The following is a 20,192-nucleotide window of genomic DNA, read 5'->3' as shown; positions in this document are numbered from 1 at the left end:
GGCTCCTTTCTTAGCAGTCGGTAACAACTGCAGTATGGCGCATCGCGACGCCGGTGGAGCAGGAGCCACCCACTCCATCCGGTTTGGGCCGTGGAATACGCGGCAGGGGCCTATGCTACGTCTGCACCGAGGTCTGCAACGAGTCCGACTGGGCCATTCCGTTTTCATGCTGCGCGGGCAAGCAGCACGAATTTCGCCGCAAGAGCACGATGACTGACGCTAAAATGCGGCGAAAAAACCACCGATTAATGCTTGGCACTGCACACTGTTGAGAACCAAAGATCAGGTCGCAGACGCTTTGTACATAGACGGCTCGCATACGGTGAAAATAGACCCGACTATGCTTGTCAATCGGGCCAAGTTGGTTGCGCAAGTACACACGGTGGGAGATAATATTTTGTATGTCAGCCGGTCAACGCCATTGTTTTTCCTCAAGGGTCCAGCGACCGCCCGGAAGTTCACCGTCTTTGATAAAGGCATCAACGACGTTTTGAAGTAGCTTGGAGGCTGAGTTGTCGAAATTGCTGGCTGGCAAAGCCTGTCCATATCCGATGGACCCTAGGCTCATGACGGCGCCGTTGTTGGGGGCGGTGAAAAATGTGATGTCGCCACGAATACGGTAATCGAGCGATCCAACAAGGCCTGCGTAAGCGTAGAGCAGTTCCTCGGTTACCAGTACGTAGTTGTCGCTATGCCCGCCCGACGACGCGATGATTTTAGTGTGGGGCGGTGTGCCGAGGCTCAGGTCGTAGCGGTCAAGTTCGATCCCTGCTGCGGCGTCGTAGGCTAGGCCTTCGTCGCCAATGATCTCACCCTCGATGCCTTCGGTTATCCAGGAAACCGTGCGATGATAGCTGTCGGGCATTTTGCGATAGGGCGCGGCTGTTTCAAAGCCTTCCGCGATGAATCCTACACCCAAGAGTTTCTGTGGCGCGCGGCCCCGGTTGCGCCAAAGTCCGCTTTTCTCGCCAGTTGTCTGCAAATAGTGCTCGCCCGGTTTCGCGGCCCAGGCTCGCATACCCGAGTCCAGCTTGCGGACTTCCATGCAAGCTGGTTCTTCCTCATCAAACGCAACACACCAGTAGTAACCGTTGCCGCCCATGTAGATGATACGCCCACCTTGGGTGACATAGTCCTCCTGCGCGTCCAGCATCTTTTCGGATACATATTCCGGGTGCGTGCCGGTTATGACGCAATTGTAGGGCTCAATCGCGCTTAAACCCTCGCGGTCCAGATCCTCGTCGGTGATGAAATCGCAATCGTATCCCATCTTCTCGATCCAGGCCGTAACCGAAAGATCCGCCGGGAACTGCCATGTGATGTTCATGCTCGACATGCGGTATTTGGGGCGCATGTTGATGATCGGGCGTTTGAAGGATGTGAAGCACACACCCGCTCCATCTTCAAAGCTGTCATAGGTCGACAGGCCGTATTCCCGGTGTTCGTAGGTCTCGATATCGATATCGGTCACAACCGGCGGCTGGCCTGTCATAGGCTGAATGATATGGGCGTCGAAGCTCAGGCTTTCATTTGCATAAGCCAGATAACTGGCCGTGGGAACAAGGAAACAAAGCTTCGCCTTGGGTTTCGAGGGCCGGACGAAGAAGACTATATACTCTTCGCTGATGCCTTCGCCCGGACCGACACGCAGCCGCATAGCGTAGACGCCGCTTTTCAGATCGGCCGGGATCGTGATTGAGTTCGTCTTGTCCCAGTTACAATCGGTGACGCAATCGGGGTGAAACTCAATCCCGCCAAATTGCTCGGGTGCAAGGCGAAAAGAGTCGTCTTTGCCATTCCAGTTGAACCCTGTCATGGCGCGCACAGGATGGTTTACGCCTTTCGCATTCAACCCACTGGGTCCTGTATCAAAGACGGTATGGCCGATACCCTTGTCGGAATACCCGTGGGTCGTGTCCCAATAAGCGATCAGATCTTTGTCGTCGGGTTTGGTTCCATCACGATGACAGTCAATCTCTTGTCGTGTGAATTGCCTGTTGCAAACGCAGGGTCGGTCGATCTTGCCCGAGAACAGGTCATTCACAAAAACGCCACGCAATAGGTGATTGTCCCGAGCACCACCTATCAGAAACGGTACATCGTCGTGGTTCTTTGCGCTGAAGCGAAACGTGGTTTCGACATGGGACGCGAACTCATATGGGACAACAGGGCCAAGCAATGAATTGTACCTGTTCAAGACACCTTCCTGATAGAGAGTCGTCTTTCCGGTCGTCGGGTCATGGGAGACGCCGACAAAATACCAGACCCGATTGATCAGCGGCAATTCAGACGTGATATAATCGACCTCTTTTCCATCGCCCACCCAGAACTCCAGATGCCCGCGCGGACCGATGCCGAGAGCATACCCTTCGTTTGTGTTGGTATCCCAACGGCCCATGATGGTGTGCCGATGGCCCTTGTGCGGCGTCGTCACCCAAATGTGGCAGAACATCGTAAACGGCGCATCACCCCGTAGCTTCTTGTCCGGGTCATCGACGGTCAGGAAAGACCCAAGTTGAGTAAACTGCTTCTTAACGTCCCAAGAACCGTTATTGGGATGGGCAATCTCTTCTTCCTGAAAGCCCGGACCGGCTTCGTGCTGGTCCCCGTGGATAATACGCACCAGTTGCGCGTCGGCGACATCCGCACCGTCGCAGTTGACGAAGAAATCAATCTCTTCACCCTGTTTGACGGAAAGCCGGTTGCTGTATCCAAAAATCTTCTTCTCGGCCATGTCCTATGCCTCCAGGATTGTGTTGATTTGTTTCAGGAAAAGGCCGTGGTAGGCTTCGTTTAGGGTATTGAATGTCTCGGTATCGACAACCGTTGGTGCAACGCCCCGCTGACCGGACAACCGTATGATCATATATGTGTCTGATTTGCGGTCATGCTTGATAGCAAGCTGTTGGTTCATCGGAATGCGTCTGCAATACGCCAGCACGCGCGCCAATGGTTCGCTGTGCTGACCCAGCGGCTTCAGGCGGTGTTCCTCGATGATCTCGTCATTGAGGACCTGCTTGATATACGCGCGCTGCTTGTCGTTGAAGTAGTCGAAGAAATAGTCGTCCTTGTTTTCGACCGCGTCTTCTTTTTCTTGAAGGGCCATTGATTAAGTCTCACGTATTATTGTGGCATCGGTTCTTTGGAACGAACGGCACATGTCAGGATTCCATCAGGTCGTGAACACGGCGTACGAACACGGCGTGATAACCTTCATCAACCGTGTCGTATTCCTTGTCGTCGACGACGCGCGGGGACACACCACGGTGACCGGAAAACGCGATCAGTTTATATTTGCCGGTCGGTCCATCCCGGTGCAGAGCATATTTGTCGTCCATGTCGGCACGGCGGAAATAGAGCAACACCCGCTCCAAGGCTTCGCTGTGTTGACCCAAAGGTTGGGCACGGTGCTCTTCCATGATCTCAGGTGTGATCAGAGTTTTCAGATAGTCACGCTGCACCTTGTCAAAGCGTCTTGCATAAAGACGGTCCTTGTCGTCGATCTCGGTCGCTTCTTCGGGAAGGGCCTCGCCGCCCTTCTCGGTTCGGGCGGATCGCCATTCCCCACGTTTCTTGTCACGCCAGGCATTGAACTGTTGCTTGATGCCAAAGTAGCCGTTGTTGAGGAACAGCACCGAACCGAACATGATCGTACCGATCATCAGATGTCGGAACGGTCCGATTTCAATCAGGATCTTGTCCAGAAAGACAACAACCAGCGTGCCCAGGATCGCGCCCTCTGCCTTGCCGATCCCGCCAATGGCTAGCATTGCCAGCCCCAGCAAAACAGTGTCAAAGCTGAAAATTGAGAACGCTACCCCACGATATTGCGCCGCGTAGAACCCACCGATGAACCCAAGCGCCGCCGATGTGATCAGAAAGATCCTGATCCGGGCTTGGCGGTAGTCGACTCCGCAGGCTTCCGCGAAAGCCTCGCGCTTTTCCGGTGCCATTTTCAGGACTCGGCCAAGCCGCTTTCCATTGGTGAACCGGAACAGGAACAGCGATGCAATCAAGAGAGCGAAAGCACCATAATAAGATACGATCGATTGCGTGTAGGGTGCCCAATCCGGATTGATATAAGTCGATGCGCCATAGAGGCCGCCAGACGCCGAACCAAACTCTCTTGAGGTGGTAAAGTACACGCGGCAAAGCTCATTGAGACCGAGTGTAAGCAAGGCGTAGTAGAAGCCATCTAGGCGCATCGCGGGGAGAGCAATAATTCCACCAAAGGCGAATCCAATGGCGGTGCCCACAATGGGCAGATACCACCAGGGCAAACCGTACTTGATCGACAGCCATGACGTTATGAAGGCTGCGACCCCGACAATCGCATAAGACGCCAACGAGAAGATACTTGCGGTCCCTAGTACCAGGGTCCAGCAGACGTTAATTGCCGCGAAGATGCCGAAAATCGCACCCGCCGTCAGTAGGCTGTTCTGCATGCTTTCGGGAAAAAAGAACGGTGCGACGGCCAGTATGAACAGGCAGATTACCCAGTAGATTGGCCTTCGATCAACGATCGTCTTTTCCGCATTGAGCGTCTTGCGGTTGTACTTGCCGCGAATGTTCAAAAGGTTCCGACGTGTCGGCCACCAACGCACACGCTTCCAAGTCCGGTCACCGTGGTTATCCCAGATGTGATAGTGCTTAAGGCGACCCACCTTGTATGTTTTGACCTTGAATTTGCGGTGCGCATCCCAACCTGTTGCTGGGTCCGGGACGGGGATGGAGTCTACCTGACCTTCGCCGGTGTTGGTCCCCCAAACCTCCAGCGGGTTCCGCCAAACATATTTGCTCTGATCTGAAGTCTTATCGCTCATTGTTCCCGCCCTTTATCCAGAAGCCCGGCGATACCGCGTGGTCGCACGATGAGGATTGCGATGATCACAAGAAACTGAGTAATCAGTACGTATTGGCCGCCCAGAAGTCGTGAGGTCGCAGCCTCGGTAATGCCCAGAATGATTGCAGCGATGACAGCGCCTCGGACGCTTCCCAGCCCACCGCAAAGCGCGATGCTGACACCTTTGATCAGCGGGGTCAGGCCGCTGAATGGGCTAATGAAGTACGTTTGCGACAGCAGCACTGCTGCAAGCCCCGCCATCGCACCGGTCATCGCCATCACGTAGAAGCCGGTGCTTCTGATTCCGATCCCCACGATGGACGCCGCATGCGGGTTCATCATCATCGCGCGGATTTCCAAGCCTCGCCGACTGCCTTGCATCCAGTACAACACCGCTGAGAGCATCGCGATTGAACAGACTACGATGCCGATCTTGTCAGAGGTCAGTACGATGTCGCCCAGTTTGATCTGCCAAAACCCGAACAGCTCGGGCAGCGACTTGGCGCGCGGGCCAAAATACATCAGCAGTGCCTGTGACCCGATCAAGCTGATCGCCAGTGTCGCGATCATACCCCTGGTCGTGAAATTCTTCTTGTCGTGTAAGGGTATGAAGACAAGAGCGCAAATTATGATACCCCCAAGCGCACCAAACAATATCCCCGCAGCAGCCACTGCTACCGGGTGATCGATCAGGTGTCTCGACACCACAAATGCACCATAGCCCCCGAACGAAAACACAAAGCCATAGCCCAAGTTGATCAAACCCAGGCTCGACCATGTGATCGAGACGGCGACCGCGACCAGCCCATAGATGCAGGCAACCACGAGCGCGTTGATTAGAATAAACGTGATGTCCATTTTATGTCTTTCTCACGATCAGCCGAGGCTCAGCGCCTGAGACGCCTCGCCTTTGAGTTTGCCCGCGTGCATGCCGATCACCCGGTCGCATTTGTCTTCCAACAGAGCGACGTTCTGTTCGGCGATGAACATGGCGCAGCCGTTGAGTTCGATTTTCATGAGGGCTTCCATCACCGTGATCCCAAGTTTTGGTGCAAGCCCCAACGAGGGTTCATCGGCGAGATACAGCTTTGCTTTGGTCATTAGCCCCCGACCGATCGAAACCATGCGCCGCTCACCACCGGAAAGCTGGCCAACCGGTGTTTTCATCAACTTGCGGAGCGGTTCAAAAAGGTCGAGGATCTCTTCCTTGCGCTGTTTCCGGGCACGCCAGGCTTCGTGGGTGAAGGCCCCGCTGTCGAGGTGGTCTTCGACGCTGAGGCCGTTAAAGATCTCGTCACCTTGAGGCATGACAGAAAGGCCCATGCGCACAATCTGGTGTGTGTAGCGGCCCGGTCCTTGGCTGCGTGTGCGCCCGATCTGTTTTCCGTTCAGAAGAATAGAACCGCGCTGCCACCCAGTGAGCCCGGCGATGGCGTAGAAAAGAGTTGTTTTCCCATGTCCATTCAATCCTACCAAACCAATGCGCTCACCTTCGTTGATGACCAGGTCAAGGTCGTGAATCACCCTCAGCGGGCCATAGCCTGCGGACAGACCCTGGATATTCAGTATTTCACTCATTGAAGATGTACCCTTTATGCGGCCTCGAAGTATGCCGCTCGGACGGCAGGATCATTTACAACTGCAGACAACGAACCCTGTGCGATCACCTGGCCCGCATCCATGACGATCACGCGGTCGGCGATGGATTCCAGAAGTTCCATCCGATGCTCCACGATGACAACAGCCAGGTTCATCTCTTTCGACAGCATCCGAAGAATGCGGTCGATCTCGTCAATTTCAGAGTTGATCAAACCCGCAGCTGGTTCATCCATCAGCAGGATTTTTGGTCGACGCATTAGAAGGTTCGCCATCAACAGCTTGCGCCGTTCGAAGGTCTTGAGAACTGTGTTGTGGGTATCCGGGTCCTCAACAAAATGGACAAGCTGCGCGCCGTATTCTGCATCGAAACGGGTCAGATAGGGTTTGTAGGCCTGCCGCGCGGCTTTGAATGTCTCGCCGACTGTCAGATCATCACAGACCAGAGGCGTCTGAAATGTGCGTCCGATGCCCAAGCGTGAGCGTTCGAACAATCTCAGGCCATTGATGTCCTTACCTTCGAACTTAACCTCACCCTTTTTGGGCGCATAGCGGCCTGACAGGATTTCGAGCAGACTGGTTTTACCGGCCCCATTTGGACCGATAATGCCAAGAACTTCACCGGGTCTTATCTCAAAACCGATATCCGTAAGGACTTCCCGCCCTCCAAGGTCCAGAGACAAGCCGCTGCAAGCCAGCAAAGGCTCTGTATTTGATGTCGCATGCATTTGCTGACTCACTGAAAGCTAGGTTAGGCCCACCAGGGCGCTAGGCGTAAAGAGCTTTCGGCGATCTCGTTTGGCCAGATCACCTTGTGCTCACGATCTTGTACCTGAACAAAGAGCTGGCTCATTCCGCCTTCGAGTTCGGCAGATTGGTTGCCAAACCCGTTGTCGGGATAGTGCAATGCCTCTTGGAACTCGTTGTTCATGTCCATCATGCCGCAAACACCGCGGTAGGGGTTGGCGCGGATCCAATCACAGTTGGCTGCAAAGTCATCTGGGTTGCCAGTCGCCTGCCAAGCCAGCGCAAGGTAGTTGACGATGTCATAGCCGTTGCCGGTATAGACGAGGCCCATGTTGCCTTCGTATTCCGGGAAACGTTCCAAGTACTTCTTGCGGAAGTCCTGACCAGTCTGATCCCCGTAAACGCCCAAAACCGTGGACCAGCAGAAACCTTCGGTTGCGCGTCCGCCAAGCTCGAGGAATTCAGGCTGCGATGGGCCATACTGAAGATAGACCAGGGCATCCTGCACGGGATCGGCCGCAAACTGTTTGCAAAACGCAGCGTATTCAGCTGCCACCCAGTGGTTGATGAAGATCGTGCCAGCGTCGACCTCTTTCAGGCGGCGCATCACAGGACCCCAGTCATTCACCGGGAACTGAATGTCCGTGTTCTCAGCCAGCTCCCAATTTGACCCTTCGAGGGATTCACGAAGCGCTTTCAGGATCGTCTGGTTGTAACCCACCTGTTCGGACACCACGTGAACCTTGCGGTTCTTCGGGGTCCAGCCATTTTTCTCCATAGCATCCAGCCACATTGGATAGGTCCAGCCATAGTTCACCTCGGACGGGTCCGTTTGGAAGATATGGCTGAACTTTTCAGGGTCCGCCTTGAACGCTTCGGTTGCGGCGCGCTGGGTGTTGCCTTGCAGGTACGGCGCCTTGTATTTCGCCGACTCGTCCATCGCTGGAATAGGCGCGAACAGGAACGAGTTCGAGATCGCATGCACCTTCTTATCGATACAGGCCGCGATGGCCTGGCGGCAGCTTTCTGGGTTCAGCTTATCGACATCAGGTACGAACAGCTCAATCATCCGACCATTGATCCCGCCGGCTGCATTGATTTCTTCGACAGCTAGGTTGGTGCCGTTGAGGTGATCGGTATCGTCAGCAACACCGTAAGGCGTTGATAGGGACGATGGCACACCTAGAAGAATTGGCGCATCGTTTTGCGCCCGCGCTGTGCTTCCCAATAACATGGCAGACATCCCGCCAAGCCCGATGGTCTTGATGGCGCCTCTGCGTGTGAGTTCGTCACCGACGGTTCCTATTCCGAAACTTGAACGATTCTTCATATTTTAGCTCCCTGGTTGCCTTACGCTCTCCGATAGATCGGGGCGCAGATCATGCAAAAACACTAGACATCGTCTAGATGTTTTGTCTAATATTTTTTACTACGAAGCGAATAAATCTTATAAGCATTTGAATAAGAGAGGTATTTTATAGATTGAAAAATATGCGCTGCGAAAAAGGAAGGAGAATCAGGATGCTTAGGTGGCGCAAAAACATACAAGCTTCTATATGTAGCGTTTGCTTGGTGCGCAGTTGGCCAATCGCAGCTGACCGTTTATAGAGTGGGTGTCGCAGGACCCTGACCTACTGGTGGAACAAAGGACACGATATGCCCACTTGTGAAGCAATGAAAATCCTGATTGCAGATGATCATTGGGTCGTGCGCGAGTCTCTGAAACAGGTAACAAAAAGTCTAGATACTTCGTTTCAGACAGTTGAAGCTGCCAGTTTCCACGATGCCTTGTCGATCTTAAGAGAAGACAAGGACATTGGCCTTATGCTGATCGACCTGATCATGCCTGGCTTTCAAGAATTTGAAGGCCTGCGCCTGTTGCGAAGTGAGTTTCCGGAGACGCCGATTGTCGTCGTTTCTGTTCACGATGACCCTGACCACGTTATGCAATCGATCGCGCATGGGGTGATTGGATATATTCCAAAATCGGCCGGCGCAGAAGACATCAAGACATCGCTCGCAAAGGTAATTTCGGGGGATGTGTCCTTCCCAAGACACATAATCGAGAAGTCATACGCCTCAATCACGCGAGAACTTCAGTCCTCGGGAACGAGCACCTCGAACAACGAACTGGACAGTCTTACCTCTCGTGAACTGCAAGTGCTCAAGACAATTGGAAGCGGCGCATCGGTGTCCAAGGCAGCCGAACTTCTCTCGATCAGTGCGCAAACGGTGCGTGTGCATCTAGGTAACGTCAAGCGGAAGCTCTCTCTCTCGACAAAAGAAGAAATCGTGCATTTCGCGATCCAGAACGCGCAACAGATTGGCAAGCGATGAACACATGATAAGCAAGCGTACTTCAGTAAGAGATACGGAAGCAATCGCCGAGGCGGTTGATTGTATGAATACTGGCTTCGCGCTATGGGAAACTGACGGTTCGCTGCTGTCTTTCAATCAGACCTTTCAGTCGCAGTTTCAGTCGGGCGGACTGAATTTCGCGTCTCGCCCCAAGCTTGCAGATGTTTTCGTTGGGCTTGTCGAGTCAGGTGAGTTGATTACGACGAAACGCGCGCAAGATTTGGTCGCCGACGAAGCTGCAGCGTTGAAGAACCTTGAAAACAGCGAATACACCTTTGCGGATGGTTCGGTTTTCCGAGCTGAGCGCTGGATGGTCACAGGCACGACCATCGCAATGCATGTGCGCGATATCACCGAGGCAAAACGCAGTGAGCGGAACCTGAAGAACGTGTTGGATGCCACCGAACGGATCGACCAGTCAAAATCACGCTTTCTGCGCGCTGCAAACCACGATCTGCGCCAGCCACTCGCCTCGTTAAAAATTCTTATCTACAACTGCATGGAAGCATTGGAACCGGAACGGCGTGCAGAACTCTTGCATGCAATGGATGTATCCGTCTCGATCATGGAAGACTTGCTCGGCGCGCTTTTGAACATCGGTCAACTGGATGCCGGAAAGATCGAGCCGATCATAACGACATTTCAAATCTCAACGCTTTTGGACAGGCTGAAAATTCAGTTCGCAGACCAGGCCGCCGAAAAGGGCCTACGTCTAAAGATCGTATCATCAAACTCCGCAGTTGTGAGCGACCGCGCCCTGTTGGAGCGTATTCTGAGCAACTTTGTCGGCAACGCCATCAAGTATACGGAGACGGGTGGCGTTGTCGTAGGTTGCCGACCTGAGGGCACCAACCTCAGAATCGAGGTGTGGGACACAGGCCGAGGCATATCGTACGAACATTATGACGCAATCTTTGAAGAATTCTTCCGCGTCTCTGAAGATCAAGCGCTCAAGAAACATAGTCTCGGCCTTGGGCTGAACATTGCCAAACGTCTGGCTGAAGTGCTTAACCACCCGATCAATGTCAAAAGCGAACCTAGCGTGGGATCAGTCTTTTCGGTGACCATTCCTATTGGCGACATCTGGCACAGCAACATAGGCGAGCCAGAAATCAGCGAACGCATCGGGGGCGAGTTCACCGGACAGAAGGCCCTTATCTTCGAGGATGACCCTCTTCTGCAGACGGCCCTGAAAGAGCTTCTTGAACGTTGGGGGATCGACGTTGTGTGCTTTGACACTTATCTCGAACCCGAGGCGCTTCTTGAACAACTCGACCAACCGCCGGATTTCATTGTCACCGACTTTCGCCTCAAAGGTGGGGTTGAGGGGACCGAAGCCGTCAATCAGATCCGTAAGCATCTAGGGCGCGACATTCCCGCCGTTGTCGTAACAGCTGATACGGCCCCGAAAATCGTCGAAATGGTGCGCGCCAAGGGTTTTCCCGTCTTGATCAAACCGGTCAGCCCGCCGCGACTGCGGGTCATGATTCACAACATCTTGTTTGAGCCAAACTTGGTCGACGAATTGAAACCTACGTCGGGACGGCTGTGATGAGCGCGCAGCAATGTCCAATATACAGCCTTGAAAGAGATGCATGATGTCTGAGACCATCCCCATCGGTTCAATGGTTCCGCTCAGCGGACCCTCGGCTGCGGATGGCAAAGAATTCAGAAATGGCGTCCTTCTGGCCGCTGAAGAAATCAATACCGACGGCGGTATTTTGGGAATGAAGGTGGAACCATTTTTCGTCGATTCCGGCCGACAGTCCGCCGAGGAAGTAGTGCGCGCTGCACGACGGCTCATCACCCGCCATCAAGTCCACGCCATCATCAATGGCTACAACATCGGGCCGCAAAACTCGGAATATGAGCCGATCGCGGATGCGGGGATCATCTACATACATCACAACACATTGTTGCAGCACCACGATACAGTGCTCAGCAATCCCGACAGGTATTTTGGTTGCTTCATGGGGGATCCAGCCGAGTATTGGTACGGCCAGGGCTTCATCAAATTCATTTCCTGGTTACGAGACACCGGGCAATGGAAGCCGCGCAACAACAAGATCGCCGTCATTTCTGGCGCCAAACCCTACAGCATCGTTATTGCCAACGCGATGGCGAGTGCTTCAACCCAATTCGGGTGGGATCTGACTTTTGGCCCAAAAGTCGTTTCTGCACCCACACCAAACTGGAGGCCTTTGCTGGCCGAGATCCGCGAGCACGACCCCGCCGTTCTGGCCAACACACAGTTTTACGCCGGTGATCTGGCCAACTTTCAGCTTCAGTTTGTCGAGAACCCTTTGGATTGCCTGCTATACCTCCAATACGGCGCTTTGCACCGATCCTTTTCAGAGATCGTAGGCAACAAGGGTCGCGGCATTATCGTGGGAACTGTGATTGGCCTTCCGCGAGATAAACTGGGGCAAGAGTTCGCCAGGCGCTATCGCGAAAGGTTCGGAGAGAATTCGACGCCAGAAGTCGGCTGCCAACCCTATACGTCGCTGCACCATTACGCCACAGCCGTTGCTCTTGCTGGAGGATCCGGCGGACCAGGAGAAGTCGATATCAATAAGGTCGTCGCTAAAAAACTAAAGTCGACAATCTTTCGCAGCGTATCTGGCAGCATCAATTACCACGACAAATGGCAATCCGCGATTCCCTATCCGGATGCGATACACGATCCCTCGCTTGGAATTCCACACATCTTCTATCAACTCCGGGATTTCGGCCAAGACAACGCGATCATCGCGCCAGAGCCCTATTCCGATGCGCGTTTTGAGACGCCGGACTGGTTGTCACAATAGATCCGCTGGCGGCAAGTGAAGCACTGAATTTGACCACAAAAACAATGACCCTCGCGTTCACGGGTTTTGCTTGTCAAATCAAAAAAAAATGGCAAAAACATGGGCCGGCATTGGCGCTGACTGCACAGCTCTAACGACCGATTTAAGCGGAAAACTTCAGCATGGGCAAACTGTCCGGCTCCCGTCAGTTCAAGAACAATCATGGACTATGCTGCGCCGGCATACTGTCCGCTATGTCCGCGATCTGTGAATTCGTTCAGCGGCTGAATTTGCTCGCGCAGCGAACGGCTGGTTTGACAGGCCGCGCAGCAGCACCGAGGTAGTGCTGTGAACGTCCGCAATGGACCGACCAGGATTACTTAGGTCGAGGCGTTGAGTTGTTCGTCCATTTCTTGAAACGACGTGGCCCAGAATTCTGCCAGAAACGCTGAAATCTCCTGTTCGGAGATCTCCAACCTATTGCCTTCGGCATCCGTCGCTTGACCCAGTGTATATCGCAGATCGGTGCCAGTGTCCGCTTGCGTCAGTTGATATGTCTCGGGCAAGCTCACCCCAGTGCGCGCCGGATCCTGGATGCAAGTCGAGAAGTAGTCGAACGGTTCCCAATCCGTGACGCGATAGAAAAAGTCCGCCAATTCGTGAGAGCAATGATATCCCGACCCGTTGCCGAGGCGCCCTTGCGGGCTGTCGACGGTAATTTCCTGTACGCGGTTCATCCATTTCAGTTTTTGTTCCGGCGCGACCAACGCCTCCCAGACGACTGCGATTGGCGCATCGAAATGATGGCGGAATGTCCAAACTCCGGCTTCTTCGGTCAGGAAATGGCGTTCGCGGTTGGCACGCAAACGCTCCCACGACTTAGCCAAATCGTAGACCATCATCGAAACCTCGCCAAAATGTTCGATTTCCTGTGAAAACGGTTCCACTATGTCGTTAATATCCATGGCATTGGCGGCGGCCTCGCTGAACAGCGCGTAACTATGTACACCGGTGGCTTCAACAACATTTGTCTTGGCCATTCGGTGAACCAGAATAACGTCGGCACCGGAAAAGTCCTTTACCGGGCCAAGCTGCATTTCTTCGAATTGGCCATGATGGGCGATAACCTTCAAGTCCAGCCCCCCGACATTGGCACACGCGTTGCAGGTACAGGTTGTGTTGGCAATTATGTCCTGCCGACGAATTGCAAATGCGTTGTAGAGGTTTTCGCAGATGGTCAGGAAGGTCTCGCCGGATGGGAAATCCTGCCGCGTTGAGTATGCCAGAACGGCATCGCCTTCGGTTTTCCAAAAATGAAGCGGATCACCCACTTGTTCGATTAGTACGCCCAGCAAGGATTTCAAAATCGGATTAGCGTGATCCATTTCTGAAGTGGTCAGAAACTGTGTGTATCCGGAAATGTCGGCTATCAACAGATATCCAGATTGAGTTGACATGGCACGCTCCCCAAAAGAGTGTTTGGCGCGGTTATTTTTAACTTACAAAGGGTTCAAAACCACTTTGGGTCCAAATGCGCCATAGACGGTCATCATGGTGTGTAGGCTGGGAACTCAGACGCATAGTTGCAGATGAGAGCCCGAAGTAGTTACCAAGTTCACGCAACGCCGCCCCTAAAAGGCGGCACCACCAACGCGCTGGAACTACACCCATCCGAGTTGTTTTAGAGAATGCCCGTCGTTCCAGATTTTGGTCATTCGGGCGATCTTGCTGCCTTCAAATTCCATAACATAGGCATAGTTGGTTGCTATTTCCTTGCCGGTGGCAGGAACCGGTCCACCCTCACCAGTTTGCTTACCACTAAATACTGCCGTAGCGGCTACGATGTTCCGTGCGTGATCAGTGGAGAAAGAGGTGATGGCGTAATTGCCATCGGGGATTGGGGTCAAAATTCCTGCCGTCCAGGCGGTGTAACCCTCGATTGTCGAGATGTCGGCCAATGCGTCGGCTTGGCATGCAAAGACGGCGCCGTCTTGACAGTAAGCTTTGCAGACGTCCCAACCTTTGCCTGTTTCGCAGGCATCAAAGAAGGCCATAGCCGTTTCGGAAATACTCATCGTGTTTCTCCTATCCCTGTTTCGCTTATGTCCAGCGCGTAGTCGCCTTCAATTCCGTCTGGATGGGATAGTTTTAGAACATTTATTTTAAAAAAACAATTTTAAAATAAATGATTGATTGACCTCACTGGCGAATTTCTCTCATGATCATGTCGTAGAAATTTGGTATCATGTGCTTTTTTTCGTCGTGCCGCCCGTACAAGACGGTTCCGTGAACGCAAAAAACAACAAAGCTTGCAAGCTGCGCCGTGTCCTTGTCCGGCCCGATGTCTCCCTCCGCCTGGGCATTGCGAAGAGCGGCTTCAACCAGCGATTCCACCTCTGCACAGAACGCGCCCAATTGTTCAGCGGCCTCAGGACTTATCACATGTTTCTGAGCAAGGTGGTTCATCATCAGGCAGCCCTTGTATTCCGACTTGGCGGCTCCCAAAAAAACATTTCTGAGAAACATTTCAACGCCCTCTAAATTCGGGTTGTCGATGAGAATACGATAGCGCGGCCCGATCACATGATCACGATAATGATCCAGGGCTGCTGAGAACAATCCCTCCTTGTCCCCAAACTCCTTGTACATACTAGCCGTGTTTAGCCCGGTTTCGCGGACGACATCACTTATCGACGTAGCCTTGTAGCCGTTTTGCCAAAAAACACCCATGGCTTTTTCAATCACGGCGTCGCGTAAATATGATCTTGGCCTGCCCATCGGAGAATATTAAAATGATCATTTAAAAATCGCAACACGCACCGTCTGAGCAAGATCAGGAAAAACCATTCCGCAGGGTAGAATCTTCGTGAGTTGCTGCGGGTGGCCGGTCGCGCAAATGTATCTTGCCAACGCGGCGGGTCAGTTTGGACTACACGATCATGGAGAAAACTGCCTGCTCCCAAGGGTCGGGAGGCCCTATCCACGCCAGATCCGGGCGGCGTGCGCCGGGTCCATTTTCATGCTTACACACGCTGGTACGCGACTCTGGACAGGCTTCGCGCCCACAGCGAATGTCCAGCGGGCGCGGGTGTAGCATCTGGGCTGGCTTCCGGATGTCGGTATTGGGCCGTCTGCACTCAACGTATTCTATCCGTGGCTATCAACCGTAACGGCGCTGCGCAGTTGAACTCCGTCGAGACCCGGGGGTGCTCCGAACATCCGACGGTATTCGCGGCTGAATTGCGAAGGGCTCTCGTAGCCAATGGCAAAACCGACCTGCGCCACATCCACACCGTCCGATAAAAGCAATCGCCGAGCTTCCTGTAGGCGCAGGCTTTTTTGATACTGAACTGGTGTCATTGCAGTCACGGCCTTGAATTGCCGGTGAAACGTTGCTGGGCTCATCCCCGCGAGTTTTGCCAATTGAGGCACGCTCAGGGCTTCAGCGAAGTTCTCCCTAACCCAAGCAATCGATTTGCCTATGCGCGCTACTCGGCTGTCGGCCAAGCCAACTTGGCACAGCAGGCCAGCTTGCGGGCCATTTAGAAGCTGCCATACTATTTCCCGCTGTATCATCGGCGCAAGGACTGGGATGTCACGAGGGCGTTTGTCCAACGCCAAAAGCCGTTCGAGCGGGTCTATCAATTCACTGGAAAGAGGATGCACAGCGAGTGCCTCAGACGTATTATTGGCACCCATTTCCGTTGTAGTGTGATCAAGCAGCAACTCCGCTACAACCACTGGATCGATACTGACGATCATGGCCGCATAGGGGCGTTCTTTCGAGGCGGTGACAATTTCTGCACGCACCGGGACATCCAATGAGGCAATCAGGCAATTGCCTGCGTCGTAGTGGTAAGTTCTGTCTCCGACCCGACTGACCTTAGCCCCTTGAAGAACTACGCAGAGCGAGGGTTGATAAACGCCGTGCAGAGGGCCTGTAGGTTCCTCAGATACCGCAAGAAAAACGCCGGGAAGCGGAGTTTCACGCCCATAGGTCCGCCACAAATCCAAAGCATGTTCCGTCAATGTTTCAAGATGCGCTTCAGCCATATCGTCACTTTAACCTTTGAGCGGTAGGTGACCAGACCGATCCTGGAGTTTGAGAGGATCGTGCAAGGTTTCGCGAGGATCGGAGTGGCATGGAGTGGCAGTGAGATCGCATATCATCAACGAGCCCGGTCGGATCGGTCCGGGCATTTTCAATGAAGGAAATACATCATGCGTTACAATCGCCTCGGTCACAGCGGTCTCTTTGTCTCAGAACTTTGCCTCGGCACCATGACGTTCGGCGGATCGGACGATATGTGGGGCCAGATCGGAAAACTCCAACAGGACGAAGCAGATGGCCTGTTAAAAATAGCTTTGGATGCAGGCATTAACTTTATCGATACCGCCAATATCTACGCGACAGGCAAAAGCGAAGAGATACTTGGGCAATCTCTCAAGAGTGTCGGTGTCGCTCGGGATGATGTTGTGATTGCCACAAAGGTTCACGGTCCGATGGGCGAGGGGCCAAATGCGCGCGGCTCTTCGCGTGGACATATCTTGGATCAGGCAAAGGCGAGCTTGAAACGGCTGCAGCTTGATCACATTGACCTGTATCAGATACATGGTTTCGACCCGGCCACGCCGATGGTCGAGACGCTTGAGGCGCTAGATACGCTTGTTCGACAAGGTCTTGTCCGGTACCTCGGCCTCTCTAACTGGGCGGCGTGGCAGGTCGTAAAAGCAGTAGGCATTGCCGAGGCGAGACAACTTGCGCCGATCACGTCTTTGCAAGCCTATTACAGCGTCGCGGGTCGAGATTTGGAGCGTGAATTGGCACCGATGTTGCAAGCCGAGCAGATCGGCCTGATGGTCTGGAGCCCTCTTGCAGGTGGCTTTCTCTCCGGCAAGTTCGATCGCGAAGGCAAGACTGCCGAAGGCCGCCGCGTGAGTTTCGACTTCCCGCCGGTCGATAAAGACCGGGCTTATGCTGCAATCGACGTGATGCGGACTATCGCGACGGAAAAGGGATGCACGATACCACAGGTCGCGCTGGCTTGGCTGCTACATCAGAAGGTCGTCACCAGCGTCATTTTAGGAGCAAAACGCCCGGAACAACTTGATGACAACATTGGCGCTGCCTCTGTTACCCTTTCGCCAGAAGATCTTGCCGCACTGGACGCTGTGACTCAGCTGCCGGCAGAGTATCCGGGCTGGATGATCGAGCGACAGGCCGAGTACCGGGCGCATATGCTTCAGTGAAAATGATGTATTTCGCGGGCCGCTTAGGCGGCCCGTATGAACAGGCTTCGCTTGGGGCTGGTTTCTTGCCTTGAATTGGATGCCCGCATTTGGAACGCTGCATTGCCGCAATAAATGAAAAGCTCAATGTCCTGTTTGCGCCGCCAACGAAAGCGACCCGTAGTAATCAGATTTCGATGGCCTCTGCTATGGCAAGTGCATCCTCAAGCTCAACACCCAGATACCGAACGGTACTGTCCATCTTAGTATGCCCGAACAAGAGTGTACCACGCGCAGATTGCCTGCCTTCTTGGATATTTGAGTGACCTTGCTCTGCCGCATGGAATCTGTGGCATACCCTACTAGTGTTGGGTCGCTTTGGGACAAGATCATCGTCGATTGTAAGGTAAGCTCATAAGTGCAGCAATGGAGCCTCCGAATGCCGACAGGAAAACGACCGAATGTAATACTGATCTTGGCCGATGATCTGGGTTTTGCAGATTTGGGTGCCACCGGGTCGGAAATACGCACTCCAAGTATTGATGGCCTTGCAAGGGATGGTGTGCTGCTTACGGCAATGTACAATTGCGCCCGCTGTTGTCCTACGCGGGCATCTCTTTTGACCGGGTTGTACCCGCACAACGCCGGCGTGGGTCACATGGGGGCCGATCTGGGAACGCCCGCATATCAGGGGTTTCTACGCAATGACAGCGCCACCATAGCGGAGCACCTACGCGCAGGTGGCTATCGGACCTTGATGTCCGGCAAATGGCATGTCGCAGGAGATTTCATGGCGCGCGAAGTTGACAGCTGGCGCGTTGGAGATGTTGAGCATCCGACGCCGCGACAACGCGGTTTTGATCGCTTCTATGGGATCGTTGATGGCGTCACTCACTTCTTTTCGCCGCATTACATGCTCGAAGATGACAGCCGTGTCATGACATTCCCTGATGACTTCTATTTCACAGATGCGATCACGGACAAAGCGATTGGAATGATCGAAGAAACGCCCGACGACCAGCCTTTCTTTCTCTATCTCGCGCATACTGCGCCGCATTGGCCCCTGCACGCCCATCCCGAAGATATCGCACGCTATGACGGGGTGTATTCAGGCGGTTGGGACAAAATCCGTACCGCACGGCACGAAACCATGAACAGCCTGAACCTGTTTCAGAGAAACTGGGAAATTTCTCCGCGTGATACGGGCGTTCATCCCTGGGAGGCCGAACAGAATACCGATTGGGAGGCACGAAAAATGGCCACCTATGCTGCGATGGTGGACCGGATGGATCAATCTATCGGCCGGCTCATCGCTGCGCTAAAGCGTTTGGGGCAATTTGAAAACACTTTGATTTTGTTTCTGTCTGACAATGGCGGCTGCGCAGAATTCATGGCCGAAGACGGGTGGGCAAAGTTCTTCCCAGATACCACAAATGACGGCCGTCAAATCGAAATGGGAAATCGCCCCGACGTGATGCCGGGTGATGCTCAGACGTATCAGAGTTACGATAAACCGTGGGCAAATGTCTCGAATGCGCCGTTTCGGTTGTTCAAGCACTACGTCCATGAAGGTGGTATTTCGACACCGCTCATAGCGCATTGGCCCAATGGATTTGCCTCTGGTGCAAATGCACACGCCGCCTGCCATGTTGTCGATATTTTACCGACTATCCTAGAGGCGACGGGATGCCAGTACCAAACAGAGCTTGGCGGTCACGAAATTCAGCCCATGCAAGGGCAATCCCTGATGGAACTTTTCCGTGGCAAAGACTGGGCGCGAGAAGAGCCCATCTTTTTCGAACATGAAGGAAATTCGGCGGTACGGTTGGGTCAGTTCAAACTTGTCAGGCAGCATGGGCAAGATTGGGAACTCTATGACATCGAAGCAGATCGCACGGAGTTGACTGATTTGAGAGGGAGCAACGTGGAATTGGAGGCAGGCCTGATTGGCCAATACAATAGCTGGGCCAAACGGACAGGCGTTATGGATTGGGATGTTGCACTTCCCAGGCTACTAAAGGCGTGGAAAATTGAAACAGCAGAGGGATAGTTGGCTTCTCCTAAGGTTCGGAACCGTCCACCTCTGCACTCCAAGTAGTTGACTGCCCCCAGCCTTTAATGGACCTTCACGCAACACATGGAAATGGGTTGTACGAAGTCAAACTCAGCTATGATCCACGATGACTTAAATGCCCATTCTCCCTTTCTTTTGGATGAGGAGCGGCTTCATCTCGTTGAGTAATGATCTTTGCTCTGAAACAATCTACTCTAGATTAGATAGAGTATTCAGGCAGTTGCCAAAGACAAAGAGTTGTTCCCTGTATCTTGTGAAACCCGACATCGAGAGTTTTGAAGATGTCTTCACCGATACCGCAAAGGAAAAGATTCAAGCTGGTGACGCCGTCTTGATCGATTCCGATAATCTCGGAGACGAAGCGACTGTAGTTGCGTTGCAGATCTCCGTCGAGATCGACCCTTTCAACCACACACCAATCTAAGTCAAACTGACCGTCGTTGAACTCCGCGCAGGCCTGTGCCATCGCGACGCAGATCTTTGACCTCGGTCGAGGTCGCTGCACGAGCCGTATCGCCAGCAAAGCGTTTCTTCCCAGCTTCGAAGAACTCCTTGGACC

Annotated in this window: 17 protein-coding genes and 1 pseudogene; 6 read left to right on the top strand and 12 right to left on the bottom strand. The window is 53.5% G+C overall.

Annotation, left to right across the window (positions count from 1 at the left end):
• A partial coding sequence (locus ACR0L4_RS22695) for a hypothetical protein (RefSeq protein WP_480515393.1) occupies positions 1–217 on the top strand: 217 nt, incomplete at its 5' end.
• Between the two features lie 195 nt (positions 218–412).
• On the opposite strand, the gene ACR0L4_RS22690 is transcribed toward ACR0L4_RS22695, so the two are convergent.
• From ACR0L4_RS22690 to ACR0L4_RS22660, 7 genes are read right to left on the bottom strand one after another with little or no spacing between them, the layout of a single operon-like run.
• Positions 413–2,734 (bottom strand): N,N-dimethylformamidase beta subunit family domain-containing protein, encoded by a 2,322-nt coding sequence (locus ACR0L4_RS22690; protein WP_480515391.1) that lies wholly within the window; start codon positions 2,732–2,734, stop codon positions 413–415.
• A gap of 3 nt (positions 2,735–2,737) precedes the next feature.
• The gene (locus ACR0L4_RS22685) at positions 2,738–3,106 is read right to left on the bottom strand and encodes a N,N-dimethylformamidase alpha subunit family protein (RefSeq protein WP_480515389.1); all 369 of its coding nucleotides are present in this window, start codon (positions 3,104–3,106) and stop codon (positions 2,738–2,740) included.
• A gap of 55 nt (positions 3,107–3,161) precedes the next feature.
• Complete coding sequence (locus ACR0L4_RS22680; RefSeq protein WP_480515387.1) at positions 3,162–4,823, bottom strand: branched-chain amino acid ABC transporter permease; 1,662 nt, start codon at positions 4,821–4,823, stop codon at positions 3,162–3,164.
• Positions 4,820–5,701 (bottom strand): branched-chain amino acid ABC transporter permease, encoded by an 882-nt coding sequence (locus tag ACR0L4_RS22675; RefSeq protein ID WP_170754693.1) that lies wholly within the window; start codon positions 5,699–5,701, stop codon positions 4,820–4,822. Before ACR0L4_RS22675 ends, ACR0L4_RS22680 begins: the two co-directional genes overlap by 4 nt.
• 18 nt (positions 5,702–5,719) lie before the next feature.
• Positions 5,720–6,421, bottom strand: a complete 702-nt coding sequence (locus tag ACR0L4_RS22670) for an ABC transporter ATP-binding protein (RefSeq protein WP_480515385.1) — start codon at positions 6,419–6,421, stop codon at positions 5,720–5,722.
• 14 nt (positions 6,422–6,435) lie between these two features.
• The gene (locus tag ACR0L4_RS22665; RefSeq protein WP_480515383.1) at positions 6,436–7,167 is read right to left on the bottom strand and encodes an ABC transporter ATP-binding protein; all 732 of its coding nucleotides are present in this window, start codon (positions 7,165–7,167) and stop codon (positions 6,436–6,438) included.
• Positions 7,168–7,190: 23 nt separating this feature from the next.
• Positions 7,191–8,516 carry an ABC transporter substrate-binding protein gene (locus ACR0L4_RS22660; RefSeq protein ID WP_480515381.1) on the bottom strand — a complete coding sequence of 442 codons (1,326 nt, stop codon included), beginning with the start codon at positions 8,514–8,516 and terminating at the stop codon, positions 7,191–7,193.
• A gap of 344 nt (positions 8,517–8,860) precedes the next feature.
• Here ACR0L4_RS22660 and ACR0L4_RS22655 point away from each other — a divergent pair, with 344 nt between their 5' ends.
• The 3 genes from ACR0L4_RS22655 (at position 8,861) to ACR0L4_RS22645 (ending at position 12,351) form a co-directional block, all read left to right on the top strand.
• Complete coding sequence (locus tag ACR0L4_RS22655; protein WP_480515379.1) at positions 8,861–9,523, top strand: response regulator transcription factor; 663 nt, start codon at positions 8,861–8,863, stop codon at positions 9,521–9,523.
• Between the two features lie 64 nt (positions 9,524–9,587).
• The gene (locus ACR0L4_RS22650) at positions 9,588–11,096 is read left to right on the top strand and encodes an ATP-binding response regulator (RefSeq protein ID WP_480515377.1); all 1,509 of its coding nucleotides are present in this window, start codon (positions 9,588–9,590) and stop codon (positions 11,094–11,096) included.
• A gap of 46 nt (positions 11,097–11,142) precedes the next feature.
• Complete coding sequence (locus ACR0L4_RS22645) at positions 11,143–12,351, top strand: ABC transporter substrate-binding protein (protein WP_480515375.1); 1,209 nt, start codon at positions 11,143–11,145, stop codon at positions 12,349–12,351.
• A 359-nt stretch (positions 12,352–12,710) separates the two neighbouring features.
• On the opposite strand, the gene ACR0L4_RS22640 is transcribed toward ACR0L4_RS22645, so the two are convergent.
• From ACR0L4_RS22640 to ACR0L4_RS22625, 4 genes are all read right to left on the bottom strand, one after another.
• A complete protein-coding gene (locus ACR0L4_RS22640) occupies positions 12,711–13,787 on the bottom strand; it encodes a DUF2652 domain-containing protein (protein WP_480515373.1) in 1,077 nt (358 codons plus the stop codon).
• A gap of 204 nt (positions 13,788–13,991) precedes the next feature.
• Complete coding sequence (locus tag ACR0L4_RS22635; RefSeq protein ID WP_480515371.1) at positions 13,992–14,405, bottom strand: ester cyclase; 414 nt, start codon at positions 14,403–14,405, stop codon at positions 13,992–13,994.
• A 124-nt stretch (positions 14,406–14,529) separates the two neighbouring features.
• Positions 14,530–15,075: a TetR/AcrR family transcriptional regulator gene (locus ACR0L4_RS22630; protein WP_480515369.1), complete on the bottom strand. Its 546-nt coding sequence runs from the start codon at positions 15,073–15,075 to the stop codon at positions 14,530–14,532.
• A gap of 402 nt (positions 15,076–15,477) precedes the next feature.
• The gene (locus tag ACR0L4_RS22625; RefSeq protein ID WP_480515367.1) at positions 15,478–16,383 is read right to left on the bottom strand and encodes an AraC family transcriptional regulator; all 906 of its coding nucleotides are present in this window, start codon (positions 16,381–16,383) and stop codon (positions 15,478–15,480) included.
• Between the two features lie 168 nt (positions 16,384–16,551).
• On the opposite strand from ACR0L4_RS22625, the gene ACR0L4_RS22620 reads away from it, so the two are divergent.
• Positions 16,552–17,580 carry an aldo/keto reductase gene (locus tag ACR0L4_RS22620; RefSeq protein WP_480515365.1) on the top strand — a complete coding sequence of 343 codons (1,029 nt, stop codon included), beginning with the start codon at positions 16,552–16,554 and terminating at the stop codon, positions 17,578–17,580.
• 166 nt (positions 17,581–17,746) lie between these two features.
• Here ACR0L4_RS22620 and ACR0L4_RS22615 read toward each other — a convergent pair.
• Positions 17,747–17,916, bottom strand: a pseudogene (locus ACR0L4_RS22615) (integrase); the annotation flags it as partial.
• Positions 17,917–17,998: 82 nt separating this feature from the next.
• On the opposite strand from ACR0L4_RS22615, the gene ACR0L4_RS22610 reads away from it, so the two are divergent.
• The gene (locus ACR0L4_RS22610) at positions 17,999–19,609 is read left to right on the top strand and encodes an arylsulfatase (RefSeq protein ID WP_480515363.1); all 1,611 of its coding nucleotides are present in this window, start codon (positions 17,999–18,001) and stop codon (positions 19,607–19,609) included.
• The last annotated feature ends 583 nt before the right edge of the window (positions 19,610–20,192 follow it).

Source organism: Ruegeria sp. AB5 (genome assembly GCF_056542645.1).
This window is presented reverse-complemented; position numbering and strand designations above follow the sequence as displayed.